Source organism: Marinobacter daqiaonensis (assembly GCF_900115285.1).
Classification (GTDB): Bacteria; Pseudomonadota; Gammaproteobacteria; order Pseudomonadales; family Oleiphilaceae; genus Marinobacter; species Marinobacter daqiaonensis.
In genome coordinates this window covers 200,441-213,681 of sequence record NZ_FOYW01000003.1, presented here as the reverse complement: position 1 = coordinate 213,681, position 13,241 = coordinate 200,441, and the positions used below count along the sequence as shown (strand labels likewise).

The window sequence follows — 13,241 nt, the reverse complement described above, 5'->3', positions numbered from 1 at the left end:
AATCCCCCACCCCGCCCTCTGTGCAGGCCGCGAGCACGTGCGCAGGTCCGGGAAAAGTACCGCCATAAACTGCATGAATCCTGAACGGAGCTCGTCGGACGGGAGGTGGTGGGGGAGTTTTCGCAGCAGCGCCATGGATGGCGCGGAGCAAGGCCGGTCCAGGGACGGACCGTGAATTGCGGCGGAGAAAACTCCCCCACCACCTCCCGGCCAGGCACCCAGACTGGAAGGCTCCGGCATCAACCGGCCAGCCACCCAAACCAGAATCCAAGTACAGACAGAATCAAAAGCGAGAGGCCCACCAGACCATGGACATGAAAGAAGCCCTGAACCGAATCGCCTCGAACCTGGACCTGAACCGGGAAGAAATGAAAGAGGTCATGCGCATCGTCATGAAAGGTGAGGCCACTGATGCCCAGATCGGCGCCTTCCTGATGGGTCTGCGCCTGAAAAGCGAAACCATCGACGAAATCACCGGCGCCACCGAAGTCATGCGGGAGCTGGCAACCGGGGTCAGCGTCAATGCGGACCCCCTGGTGGACATAGTCGGCACCGGCGGCGACGGCGCCAACCTGTTCAATGTCTCTTCCGCTTCCGCCTTCGTGGTCGCGGCCGCTGGTGGTTTCGTCGCCAAGCACGGCAACCGGGCCGTTTCCTCCAAAAGCGGCAGCGCCGACCTGCTGGAGAAGGCCGGAGTGAACCTCAACCTGACCCCCGAGCACGTCGCCCGCTGCGTGGAGCAGATCGGCGTCGGCTTCATGTTCGCTCCCAGCCACCACGGTGCCATGAAGCATGCCATCGGCCCCCGCAAGGAACTGGGCTGCCGGACCATATTCAATATCCTGGGTCCCATGACCAACCCCGCCGGGGTCAGGCGCCAGCTGCTTGGGGTATTCACCCCCGCGCTGTGTCGCCCCGTGGCGGAGGTGCTGCAAAAACTGGGCAGCGAGCACATCATGGTCGTATGTTCAAAGGACGGCCTCGACGAAATCAGCCTGGCCAGCAGTACCCATGTGGCCGAACTGAAGGATGGCGAGATCACCGAGTACGATATTGTTCCGGAAGACCTGGGCATCAAGAGCCAGTCCATCGTCGGCCTGAGTGTGGAAACCTCCGATGAGTCCCTGGCCCTGATCCGGGCGGCCTTTGGTCGTGGTCATGACGAGATGGCCGAAAAAGCCCGCGACATGATCGCCCTCAACGCCGGAGCTGCCATCTATATCGCCGGTCTTGCCACAACACCGAAAATGGGCGTGGACATGGCCCTCGACGCCATGGGCAGCGGCCTGGCCGCCGGCAAGATGTCCGAGCTGGCCGACTTCTCCCACTGTTTCGACTGAGCAAGCGATATGACCAACCGACATAACGACCGCACCCCCACGATCCTGCGCAAGATCGTGGACCGCAAGTGGGAAGAAATCGACGAGCGCAAACGCCGCGCCACCCAGGGTGACCTCAAGGCGCGAGCCGCCGATCAGCCCCCGGCCCGTGGCTTTGCCCGGGCCATGGCGGATCGTATAGAAGCCCGGAAGCCAGCCGTCATTGCGGAGATCAAAAAGGCATCTCCCAGCAAGGGTATCCTCCGGGAGCCGTTTGATCCGCCGGCCATCGCCGAAAGCTACCAGGAAGGCGGCGCCACCTGCCTGTCCGTGCTGACCGACAGGGATTTCTTCCAGGGCCACGAGGATTACCTGAAAGAAGCCCGCAAGGCCTGCAGCCTGGCCGTGATTCGCAAGGACTTCATGGTGGCCCCCTACCAGGTGTATGAAAGCCGGGCCATGGGTGCGGACTGCATACTGCTCATCGCGGCCTGCCTGACCAGAGACCAGATGCAGGAACTGGAAGGCATCGCCTACGAGATCGGCCTGGACGTGCTGGTGGAGGTGCACGATGGCGAGGAAATGGATGACGCCCTCACCCTGAACACTCCCCTCGTGGGCATCAACAACCGCAATCTGCATACCTTTGAGGTGTCCCTCGATACCACCTTTGACCTGCACGAACGGATTCCCGGTGACCGGCTCACCATCACCGAGAGCGGTATTCTGCACCGCGAGGATGTGTCCGCCATGACCGACCGGGGAATCTATGGGTTCCTGGTGGGCGAGTCCTTCATGCGGGCGGAGGAGCCGGGGGAAAAATTACGGGAGCTGTTCGGGTAAGTCAGAAACACGCCGGCGACCAGGGGAAAAGCCGCCGCCGGTGCTTTTTGGACACTATCCGGAAGACTCCGACAGCGCCTCCTGCAACAGGGCCTGGAGATGATGGGGCATGCTCCCCGCAAACTGCAGGGCGGCCTCGTGTCCACGGGGCGACATCTTGCCCCAGGTACGGCGCACGATTCTCAGCCACTTCTCCTTGTCGTAATCCGCCTTGTCCTGGTAGAAATCGGCGAAATAGCGCTCCAGGAAAACCATGCAGGCCACATCTTCCAGCAGCTGGGTATCCGGATCATTGCGCAGTTCCCGCTTGGTGAGGATGGTGGCGACCCGGCCACACTCCTCCTGCGGATATCCGCACTCGCCCATCAGCTGGGCCGCCCGCTCGCCATGGAAGCGACCGCAATCCTGGCGCCATTGATAGTAGCCCTTGCGGCCTTCCGGGTAGTCAGCCCGGGGCCGGGTCCAGCGCTCGATGTGCTGGGCCCGGCAGGCGATCTGCATGCGCTCCGACGGCGCCGTCTCCAGTGCCAGCAGCCAGCGGGTCATGTGCAGGCTGTAGGCATATTCGCGGGGAAGCGACTGACCGTCCACCACTTCCACGCTGGGGTCCTTCCGGTTGGCCGCATCTATGGCGTCCAGGGTGCAGCTTAGGGGGCTGTCGGTGCTCATGGCGGTTATACCTTTGCCGAGGGGCGCGCCTTGATCCGCTCATACCAGGCCTGCAGGTGCAACTGATCCGGCTCGATCCGTATCTTCATGACCTTGGCGAACTCGACCGCACAGAAAGCGTTGATATCCGCCGCCGTCAGATCATCCCCATAAATGTAGTCGCGTCCTTCCAAGTGTTCGTTCAGGAAGCCATAAAAGCTGGCCACCTGCTTGGCACACTCCTCGCCCCACTCCTTTACGGGCGTCATCCGATCCTTGAAATAACCGGTGGAGTGCTGGAAACACATACCGGTGGGCATGAACTGGTAGTACTCGATCCAGCGTAGCCATTGCTCCAGCTGGGCTTTCTCAAGAGCGCTGGTTCCCAGCAGCGGGCGGGTATCCGGATAGGCCTCCTCGAAATAGCGGCAGATTGCCATGGTTTCGGAAATACAGGCGCCATCGTCCAGCTCCATCACCGGCACTTTCTTCATGGGGTTCTTCTGAACAAACTCCGGGGTCAGGTTCTCCCCTTTCTGCAGGTCGAGCTCGACGAACTCGGCCTTGTCCAGCAGGCCTTTCTCGGCCATGAACATGCGCACGCGCCGTGGGTTGGGAGCGGTTCTGGTTTCGTAGATTTTCATTGTTACGGAGCCTCGTGATTGGACACAGGTTTTCAGGTTTTACAGACTGGCGCGCAAAGGGGTTTGCGTCAAGCAACTGACTGAAACTGATCCATAATCCATTGTGGATCATCGAGGGGCAGATCGTGGCCGGCATCCGGATGAACCAGCAGTGGCCATTCCCAGCAGTAGGCGCCCCGGCAGGGGGGTGGATTCGCGCCGGGCCGTTCTTGGCCCGCGATCCGAAGCTGAGCCACTGCAGTGACCAGGGGGAGATAACAGCTTCACCGGAATCCGCCGGCTGGACGTCAATTGCAGAATACGCCGCTGCACGTCATCTGCCCGGTCCGCCACACAGATGCGCCGCCCTGATGACAGTCAGCTCGCCTGGGTAACCTGGAACTGCCCCGTCAGCGCCTGCAACTTGCGAGCCGCAGTGCCGGTCTGCTCTGCCTTGCCGGTCAGCTGTGCTATGACGGCGGTCATTTCCCGAGCTCCCGCGTCAACGGTCGCGGTGCGGCGGCCCTGGGCTTCGCCGGTTTCAGCAATGGTGTCTATGGCCGAGAACAGACGATCGACCACATCCGTCAGCTGGGAGTTGTCCTCCGCTGCCGCCTCGGTCTGGCGGAGACGTTCTTCCATGTCAGCCATGCCCTGCTCCATGGTAATTACCGCCTGCCGGGTCTCTGCCTGAACCATCCCCAGACGCTCACCAATCTCACGGGTGGCGTCCGTGGTCCGGTGCGCCAGCTTGCGGACTTCATCGGCAACGACGGAAAAGCCCCGGCCGTGGTCGCCGGCACGAGCCGCCTCGATGGCAGCGTTGAGTGCGAGCAGATTGGTCTGATCAGCGATTTCATCAATAATGCCTGCCATATCCGCGATCTCCCGGGTTCGGTCGTTTGCTCCCTGGATACTTTTTGCAGAATCGCTGATGACCTGCCGTACCGCATTGGTTTCCTGACTCACCTGCGCCAGACGTTCGCGGGCACTGGTGACCACTTCGTCCATGGTGGTCCTCACATCGTGGGCCGTGGCGGATGCACTGCGAATCTGCTGCTGCTGGCCATCGGCGCCCTGGAGCATGGCGTCGATTTCCTCAAGGACCGCCATGATCCGTTCTTCAGCTAACCGGTTCTGCTCCAATAAAGCCTCACTGGCCCGCCCGGAATTGGCCGCCAACTGAATGACCTGCCCCACCATGCCATCCAGGCTATCAATAAAGCTGTTCATCCAGCGGGCCAGATCGCCGGTCTCATCCCGTTTCATACGGCTCAGGTCCACCCGCTGACTCAGGTTACCACCGCCTTCTGCAATACCACGAACGATGTCTGCCAGGGCTCCCAGCCTTTTCGTCAGTGGTTGCGCCATACCGAACCGATACAGAGTCAGCCCGCCCAGCATCACCAGGCCATTCAGCGCCGCCTCCAGGAGGAGGGGAACGCCACTGAATGCCAACCCAAGGTTCACACCCCACAGCAGCACCAGGAGCCAACCGACCTGCACGGTCAACTGGTATTCGACGGACCGTCTCCGATAGACCTCCTCAAGATCCGCCTCGCACATCATCCCCCAGCGATCCGGTGATCCAGGCAGACTGAAGGTCACGCCCTTGCCGATAACAGGGATGTGACGATAATCGGAGTATCCCGGGTACTTCACAAACAGATTTTCACCCCTCGCCATGGTTTCCCTGACACCCGGGTGGAGCTGGCGTGTCGCCGGATCCGTGAAGCGGATTTCAAATTCAGTGTGATGGTGAATTTTGAGAGTGCCGAAGCCGGTGCGGATGCCATCCTTCAGGTTGTCGCCATGACTGAAGGTGGCGTCCTCGAAGCGGGAACGCGAAAGCGCGGTCCCCGGCAGAATCGAAGGGTCGAAGTGACTCTCCTGCATGAAGATGTAGTTGTCACCGGATTCCTCGAAGACGTGGCCAGCTTCGCGCTGTATCACATCACTCATCACATCATTGGGCACCCGGGCGCAGACTGCGGCCGCACTGCCATCCACCAGCGTGACGGGTTGATAGAACATCAGCGTGACATCATCATGGAAGCGGGACGTCGTGGGTCCCAGTCTGAGGGTAACGGCGTCCTTGTAGGGGCCGTGGAGGAAACGCTCAGACAACCCGCGGCGAACCGCGTCCAACGGCAGCCCGGCGGCGTCGGACACTGGCCGGGCGGTTGAGCCCATTACCCGGCCCTGCTGGTCTATAACGAACAGCTCGGCAATGTCCCTGAGACGGCCCCGATTTTCCTCAAGAAGGCGGGGCACCTGATCGGGAGCAATCACGGAAAGCCGCTGCGCCAGAGCCTCAAGGAAAGACCACTTATTCTCCGTCCAACCCTTCAGTAACTCGACCCGGGTGCGGGCGGTACTCTCGAAGATCTGTTCGTTGGTCTGGTATCGGGAGCGGTTCAGCAGGCAGGACCAGCCGAGGGCAAGCTTGCCGTTGTGGCCAAACCAGGTTAACCAGTGCTGCTCACTGCGAGTGAGGGGCATGGCGTCGCTTTTGAGTGTCATGGGCGTGAAATCCGATGGTCCGTACTTCAATCAGCCTGGGCTGATCGCCAATCTGGTGCGCTGTGCACCGGGTCGCTTACGGATAAAGCAAATTTCACGCCCAAAAAACATCAACGGAATCAGGGCTCAAGAAGGAAAAATCAAGTTAAATCGCACGATAACCGTGCGGACGCCAAAAAACTGCCCCGTTATGGCGCGCGACTCAGCCTGCGATGGGGCCAATCCCAACTTTGCTGCGCACAACGCTCATCAGCGGTGTGGCATGATCCCTGGCCTTCTCGGCGCCCTGCTGCAGGATACGATCCAGATGCACGGGGTCATCCATCAGGCCGTTGTAGGTTTCACGCATCGGCGCCAGCTCCTCGTTGAGGAACTCGAATACCTGCTTCTTGGCCTCGCCCCAGGCAATGCCGTTCTCGAATTCCCGGCGCATGGCCTGGATCTGGTCCGGGCTGGCGAACGCGGAATAGATGGCAAACAGCGCGCTGCTATCCGGATCCTTGGGCTCGCCCGGCTCCAGCAGGTTGGTCTTGATCTTGTTGATGGACTTGCGGAGCTTCTTCTCGCTCTCGAACAGAGGAATGGTGTTGTTGTAGCTCTTGGACATCTTGCGGCCGTCCAGCCCCGGCAGCACCATGGCGGACTCTTCGATGACCGCCTCGGGCAGGGTGAAGGTCTCGCCGAACAGGAAATTAAAACGCTGAGCGATGTCCCGGGCCATCTCGATGTGCTGGGTCTGGTCCCGACCCACGGGAATCTTCTCGCCATTGAACATGAGAATGTCCGATGCCATCAGAATCGGGTAGCAGAACAGCCCCATGGTAATTCCCCTGTCGGGATCCGCGCCGCCGGCCTCTTCGTTTTCCTGCACCGCGGCCTTGTAGGCGTGTGCCCTGTTCATCAGGCCCTTGGCGGTCACGGTGGTCAGCACCCAACTGAGCTCGGTGATCTCCGGCACATCGGTCTGGCGGTAGAAGGTCACCCGTTCCGGGTCCAGGCCGCAGGCCAGCCAGGTGGCCGCGATGGCGCGTACCGACTCCCGCACCCGCTCCGGCTCCTGGCACTTGATCAGGGCATGGTAGTCGGCGAGAAACAGAAAGGACTCTGTCTGGGGATCGTTACTGGCGCGGATGGCCGGCCTTATCGCGCCCGCGTAGTTGCCCAGGTGGGGAATGCCGGTGGTGGTGATGCCCGTCAGTACTCGTGTCTTGCTCATGGTGGTCGCGCCATTCCGGAAAAGTTCAGGGAATCTGGAAAGGATGAACCATACCCAAACCTCGCCCGGCCGGCAAACGGATTGATGGGCGTCACCGGAGGAAATCGTTATCATGCCACCATTAATCACTGGCCGTTAACCCATGAACCAGGAAACACTGCCGCTGATCCACCAGGACGAGCACCTGGTGGTGGTGGACAAGCCCGCCGACCTGTTGGTGCACCCCAGCGAGATCGACCGTAAAGAGACCCGCTCCGCGATGATGATCCTGCGGGACCAGCTCGGACAGTGGGTCTATCCCGCCCACCGGCTGGACCGTCCCACGTCCGGCCTGCTGGTGTTTGCGCTGAACCGGGAAGTGGCACGCAGCCTTGCCGGTGCCTTTGAGGCGCATAAAGTGCTCAAGGACTACCTGGCGGTGGTCCGGGGACACCCACCCGTGGGCGGAATTATCCGGCATCCCCTGACCCTGAAGGACGACACCAGATCCCGCCGCACCCTCGCGGGCGAGGCCCAGGATGCGCTGACCCTCTATTACCGGCTGGCGACCGTAACCATGGACTGGACTGTTGACAGCCGCTACCCCACCAGCCGTTACGCCCTGGTCCGCTGCCGCCCGCGCACCGGTCGCCGCCATCAGCTTCGGCGCCATCTGAAGCATCTGAGCCATCCCATTATCGGCGACAGCAGTTATGGCAAAGGGCCCCACAATCGCGCCTTTGCCCGCGAGTTCGGCGACAGTCGTCTCTACCTCCATGCCAGCCGGCTGGCATTCCAACACCCGGTCAGCGGCCGCCCAATGATCTGCCGGGCCCCCCTGCCGGACGCTTTCCGGAAAGTCTGCTCGACCTTTGACTGGTCTTGCGATTTGCTATGATGACAGCCAATCCGGTCGCATCCGACCCCAGCGGCGAACAACCAGGACCTCAGGAGTCACTCCGTCCATGCCAATCGAACTCTACCAATTCGCTATATCCCACTATTCCGAGAAGGTTCGCTGGGCACTGGACCTCAAGAGTATTGCCCACGAGCCGAAGTATCTGCTGCCCGGCATGCACGTCAGGACCATCCGCGGGCTGACCGGTCAGAAAGTCACCTCCGTGCCGGTGCTGGTGGACAGCGGCCATGTTATCCAGGGGTCGGCCGCCATTCTCGACCACCTGGAGGAAATCTCACCGGATCCGGCGCTGCTGCCAGCGGACAGTAAAGCCCGGGGGGACGCCCTGGCCTGGGAAAAGCGCCTGGACGACGAGGCCGGGCCGGCGGTTCGCACCTTTGCCTATCACCACCTGCTTCAGCGGCCGAAGCTGGTAGCCCCGCTTCTGGCGGCCAAAACCCCCTTCTGGAACGCCTACCTGATTCGCCTTGCCTTCAGCCGGGTGGAAGAAACCATGCGGGAGATGATGCGCATCAATGAGAAAACCGCCGCCAAAGCGCAGAGTGTTGTGGAGGACCTGCTGGATGAGATCGGGGATATCTACCGGAGTGGCCGCTATCTGGCCGGCGACAGCTTCAGCCGGGCGGACCTGACGGCCGGCGCCCTGTTTGCACCGCTATTCATGCCCGAGCAATATCCTGTGCCCTGGCCAAAACCACAGAGACTGCCTCAAGCCATGGCGCAGTGGCGCCAGGATAACCGGGAACGGCTGGAACCAGTCGCCGATTGTTACAGGGAGCACCGCTAGTTTCCCTGGGCATGGATAAACTCCAGCCAGAGGTCGGCGGATCGCTCCGGCACCTCCAGCATGGGCACATGCCCCACTCCTTCCAGTAACACGACCCTGGACTGTTCAATCGCCTGGTCAAATACCCGGGCGTTTTCCGGGGCCAGCACCCGGTCTTCTCGGCCCCAGACAATCAGCGTCGGTGCTTTGATGGAAGAGAGTATGCCTTCCAGCTCAAAATCGACGGCGGACAGGACGATGGCTTCAAAAATCTGGTCATTGATGGACTGCCGGGCAATGGCGTTTTCCTCCATGACCGAGGCCACGGGCCAGGGCACGAAGGGACGTTTCTCCAGAACGAAATCCATCAGCTTGTCGAAATCCCCGGGCTCACGGACAACCAGTGGGTTGTCACCTTCTGCCAGGGCGTCGTCCAGCTGGGAGGGGTAGTGATCCGAACCGGCGGGCGAGTACAGTGCAATGGTGGCCACCCGGTCCGGATAGCGGCTGGCGAAGAAGGCTGTGATGCCCCCGCCCATGGAGTTTCCTGCCATGTGCACACGCTCGACCCCCAACCTGTCGAGGAACTTTTTCAGAGCCTCGGTCTGTGCTTCAACGGTGTAATCGGCGGAGGAGGCAATGCTGCTCTGGCCGTGACCTGGCAGGTCGGGGATCAGCAACCGGTAGTCATCCGGCAGATGGGCGGCCATGCGCACCCAGTTATCCTTATTGGCCCCGAAGCCATGGATCATCAACAGGGTGCGTTCGGCATCATCCGGGCTGCGGGAAAGATAATGAATCGACAGGTCATCCACAGTGACCTGCTCCAGGGTGAGCCCGGCTTTCTCCCGTTCCCGCTCAATCAACCATTCGTAAACATCATACTGGGAGCAACCGGCCAGCAGCACCACGCCAAGCAGCGCCGTCAGGCCGGCCAAGCGGCCAATCGTCATAACATTCCTTTTTTGACCGGCCAGGTGTCCTGGGGGATCGCACCGCCAGAATCAGCGGGTGCCGTAGACCACCATGGTCTTGCCTTTCACCTGCACCAGGCCCTGCTCTTCCAAAGTCTTCAGCACGCGCCCCACCATCTCACGGGAACAGCCCACAATGCGACCGATTTCCTGCCGGGTGATCTTGATCTGCATCCCGTCCGGATGGGTCATGGCATCGGGCTCCTTGCACAGATCCAGAAGGGTACGTGCCACGCGCCCGGTGACATCCAGGAAAGCGAGATCACCCACCTTGCGGGTTGTCTGGCGAAGGCGGGTCGCCATCTGTTCGCCAATGAAGTACAGCACCCTGGGGTCCTGCTGGGCAATTTCCCGGAATTTAGTGTAGCTGATCTCCGCCACCTCACATTCCGTTTTCGCTTTTACCCAGGCACTGCGGGAGTCCATATTGTCGAACAGCCCCATCTCGCCGAAGAAATCCCCGGCATTCAGGTAGGCCATGATCATTTCCCGTCCGTCCTCATCCTCGATGATGACCGTAACGGAACCTTTGACAATAAAGAAAAGAGAGTCGCTCTTGTCCCCGGCATAAATAATGGTGCTTTTCGCCGGGTAACGACGACGGTGGCACTGGGACAGGAAATAGTCCAGGTGCTTGGTCTTCTGCTCAACGGGCCGGACAATGGTAGCCATGGTATGTGTCGTGCCTCCTCAACTTTCGCCAATCCCTGGGTATTCCGTTGGTGGGTCCGCGCTCCTGCAGACTTGTTGTTCTTTTTAACGACCGACGAAATCGCGCCGGATCGCATCTCCTTGGGGTATGTCGCTTTTCAGGACGAAATAACCTTATGCCTCACGATCTTAAGCCGAGCCCGACAGAGCGTCCACAACGCAAGTCTCAACAGAGACGCATTTCACAGGTTTTTACAGCTTTATGCTAGCATTCCGGGCCAGGCGCTTTATTCGAGGAATACTTTATCATGAAAGCAACAATCAACTGGACCGGAAATGCCAGCTTCAAGGCCACCAGTGGCAGCGGCCATGAGATTCAGATGGACGGACCACCGGATCACGGTGGCGAGAATCTCGGTCCCCGTCCCATGGAAATGCTGCTGATGGGTCTCGGGGGGTGTTCATCCTTTGATGTCATGAGCATTCTGAAGAAAAGCCGCCAGGATGTCACGGCCTGCCACGCCGAGCTGGAAGCCGAGCGCGCCGATGCCATTCCCGCCGTGTTCACGAAAATCCATCTCCACTTCGTGGTCAGCGGTAACAGGCTCAAGGAAAACCTGGTCAAGCGTGCCGTCAGCCTGTCGGCCGAAAAATACTGTTCCGCCTCCATCATGCTGGAAAAGGCCGGGGTCGAGTTGACCCACAGTTACGAAATCCGTGAGGCCTGAGCCATTGCATCCTCCGCTGCCCCGGCTCTACCGGTGTATACTGGGACCGGCCTGGCGACGCCCTCCTGGATGCTAAAATGTGGTGCGGAACTCTGTTAAAACGCCATTGCGGTAGGCATAATACGCACCCTTCTCCGCCGGTCTGCACAAAAGCTGTACAGCCAGGTCAGTAGTCGGTGGCGGCCTCAGCAGATCGAACCATCCGTGAGGAATGGACGACTCTGTCATTATTCATCTCCATCATCCGGAGGGGCTGATCATGGAATCAAAACTCCAGCTGCACGGGTTCAACAACCTGACCAAATCCCTGAGCTTCAACATTTACGACATCTGCTACGCTCAGACGGAAGAACAGCGCAAGGCTTACATCGACTACATTGACGAGATGTATAACGCCGAGCGGCTGACCCAGATTCTCACTGATGTGGTAAAGATCATCGGGGCCAACGTGCTCAATATCGCCCGCCAGGACTACGAGCCCCACGGTGCCTCCGTTACCATGCTGATCGCCGAGCATGAGCTCAGCGACGGGTCGCCGGACAACGAGGAATCACCGGGCCCGCTGCCGGATACCATCCTGGCGCACCTGGACAAGAGCCACGTAACGGTCCACACCTATCCGGAAAGTCACCCCTACGAGGGCATCAGCACATTCCGGGCGGACATCGACGTGTCCACCTGTGGCCTGATCTCGCCCCTCAAGGTACTGAACTACCTGATCCACAGCTTTGATTCCGACGTGGTGACGGTGGACTACCGGGTCCGGGGTTTCACCCGGGATGTAGATGGCACCAAGCACTACATTGACCATGACATCAACTCGATCCAGAACTACCTGACCGAGGATACCCAGGCGGCGTATCAGATGATCGACGTCAACGTGTACCAGGAGAACATGTTCCACACCAAGATGATGCTGAAGAACTTCAGGCTGGACAACTACGTTTTCGGCGTCAACGCCGAGGAACTGGACCCGGCCGAAGCCAGCTCCATCGAAGAGCGCCTGAAACGGGAAATGCTTGAGATTTTCTACTCCCGCAACGTGGAATAGGGCCTTTTGCGGCGGCCTCGCTGGCCGCCGCAGATCTTTCTTCAGATTTACTGAACAGTCCCGCCAGAATTCTTCGGTTTCTTCCTCCCTCCCCTCGCCGTCTAATAGAAGACAGTTACTATTTGAGGAGGCAACCATGACAGTCCGTTCCATCAAGCGTGTCATACCATCCATCGAAACGTCCGACGGAGCCGGTGTCCGTATCCGTCGTTCACTGGGTCAGACCCAGCTGGTAAGGCTTGATCCCTTTCTGATGCTGGACGAGTTTGGCTCCGACCAGCCCCAGGACTACCTGGCCGGCTTTCCGGCACACCCCCACCGTGGTTTTGAGACCGTCACCTACATGATCGAGGGGCACATGCTCCACGAGGACCACCTGGGTAATCGCGGCAACCTGCGAAATGGCGGCGTACAGTGGATGACCGCGGGCCGTGGCATCGTCCATTCGGAAATGCCCCAGCAGGAGGAAGGCGTCATGCGCGGCTTCCAGCTGTGGCTGAATCTTCCGGCAGCGGAAAAGATGAAGGCGGCGGGGTATCGGGACATCCAGCCGGAGGAGATCCCGTTGATCCGCCACGGCGGGGCCAGCATCCGCCTGATCGCCGGGCGTCTGGCACTGGGCGGCGTCCGGCATGAGGGAGCCGTGACAGGAGGCTACACAGAACCGCTGTACGCCGACCTGCAACTCGATGCCAATGCCGAACTGGCCCTGCCCCTGCCGGGTCACCTCAACGGTCTGCTGTATCTCTATGAGGGAAAGGCCTCAGTTGCCGGAGAGGCCATGGCCCACCAGGCCGCGACAGTATTAGGAGATGGCGACGAAGTGCGGGTGAAAGCGGGCAATGAGGGCAGCCGACTGCTGCTGATAGCCGGGCGGCCCATCGGGGAACCTGTGGTGCAGTACGGCCCCTTCGTCATGAACAGCCGTGAGGAAATCGAGCAGGCTCTGCGTGACTTTCAGGGCGGTCGGCTCACAGCCTGACTCTCAGGGCGCCTGGCGC

12 protein-coding genes and 1 pseudogene are annotated in these 13,241 nt (G+C 60.3%); 7 read left to right on the top strand and 6 right to left on the bottom strand.

Annotated features, from left to right (window positions below; genetic code table 11):
• The first annotated feature begins 308 nt into the window (after positions 1–308).
• Both trpD and trpC read left to right on the top strand, forming a co-directional pair.
• Positions 309–1,340: an anthranilate phosphoribosyltransferase gene (gene trpD / locus BM346_RS16080; RefSeq protein WP_092015580.1), complete on the top strand. Its 1,032-nt coding sequence runs from the start codon at positions 309–311 to the stop codon at positions 1,338–1,340.
• Positions 1,341–1,349: 9 nt separating this feature from the next.
• Positions 1,350–2,162, top strand: a complete 813-nt coding sequence (gene trpC, locus BM346_RS16075; RefSeq protein ID WP_092015577.1) for an indole-3-glycerol phosphate synthase TrpC — start codon at positions 1,350–1,352, stop codon at positions 2,160–2,162.
• 54 nt (positions 2,163–2,216) lie between these two features.
• Here the strand turns inward: trpC and BM346_RS16070 are convergent, their stop codons facing one another.
• From BM346_RS16070 to BM346_RS16055, 4 genes and pseudogenes are all read right to left on the bottom strand, one after another.
• Entirely contained in the window at positions 2,217–2,831 is a 615-nt protein-coding gene (locus BM346_RS16070; protein WP_092015574.1) for a DUF4202 domain-containing protein, read from the bottom strand.
• Positions 2,832–2,836: 5 nt separating this feature from the next.
• On the bottom strand, positions 2,837–3,454 hold the full coding sequence (locus tag BM346_RS16065) for a glutathione S-transferase family protein (protein ID WP_092015572.1): 618 nt from the start codon (positions 3,452–3,454) through the stop codon (positions 2,837–2,839).
• A gap of 357 nt (positions 3,455–3,811) precedes the next feature.
• Positions 3,812–5,956: a methyl-accepting chemotaxis protein gene (locus BM346_RS16060; protein ID WP_092015569.1), complete on the bottom strand. Its 2,145-nt coding sequence runs from the start codon at positions 5,954–5,956 to the stop codon at positions 3,812–3,814.
• Positions 5,957–6,176: 220 nt separating this feature from the next.
• Positions 6,177–7,172 (bottom strand): annotated as a pseudogene (locus BM346_RS16055) (tryptophan--tRNA ligase); the annotation flags it as partial.
• Between the two features lie 142 nt (positions 7,173–7,314).
• Between BM346_RS16055 and BM346_RS16050 the strand changes: the two are divergent.
• Entirely contained in the window at positions 7,315–8,049 is a 735-nt protein-coding gene (locus BM346_RS16050; RefSeq protein WP_092015563.1) for a pseudouridine synthase, read from the top strand.
• A 67-nt stretch (positions 8,050–8,116) separates the two neighbouring features.
• Positions 8,117–8,857: a glutathione S-transferase family protein gene (locus BM346_RS16045; protein ID WP_092015560.1), complete on the top strand. Its 741-nt coding sequence runs from the start codon at positions 8,117–8,119 to the stop codon at positions 8,855–8,857.
• Here BM346_RS16045 and BM346_RS16040 read toward each other — a convergent pair.
• Both BM346_RS16040 and crp read right to left on the bottom strand, forming a co-directional pair.
• Entirely contained in the window at positions 8,854–9,789 is a 936-nt protein-coding gene (locus BM346_RS16040; RefSeq protein ID WP_092015557.1) for an alpha/beta fold hydrolase, read from the bottom strand. The genes BM346_RS16045 and BM346_RS16040 overlap by 4 nt on opposite strands.
• 51 nt (positions 9,790–9,840) lie before the next feature.
• Positions 9,841–10,482 carry a cAMP-activated global transcriptional regulator CRP gene (gene crp / locus BM346_RS16035; RefSeq protein ID WP_092015555.1) on the bottom strand — a complete coding sequence of 214 codons (642 nt, stop codon included), beginning with the start codon at positions 10,480–10,482 and terminating at the stop codon, positions 9,841–9,843.
• 287 nt (positions 10,483–10,769) lie between these two features.
• Between crp and BM346_RS16030 the strand changes: the two genes are divergently transcribed.
• The 3 genes from BM346_RS16030 (at position 10,770) to BM346_RS16020 (ending at position 13,222) form a co-directional block, all read left to right on the top strand.
• Entirely contained in the window at positions 10,770–11,189 is a 420-nt protein-coding gene (locus BM346_RS16030) for an OsmC family protein (protein ID WP_092015552.1), read from the top strand.
• A 259-nt stretch (positions 11,190–11,448) separates the two neighbouring features.
• Complete coding sequence (gene speD, locus BM346_RS16025; protein ID WP_092015549.1) at positions 11,449–12,240, top strand: adenosylmethionine decarboxylase; 792 nt, start codon at positions 11,449–11,451, stop codon at positions 12,238–12,240.
• Between the two features lie 136 nt (positions 12,241–12,376).
• Positions 12,377–13,222: a pirin family protein gene (locus BM346_RS16020; RefSeq protein ID WP_092015546.1), complete on the top strand. Its 846-nt coding sequence runs from the start codon at positions 12,377–12,379 to the stop codon at positions 13,220–13,222.
• The last annotated feature ends 19 nt before the right edge of the window (positions 13,223–13,241 follow it).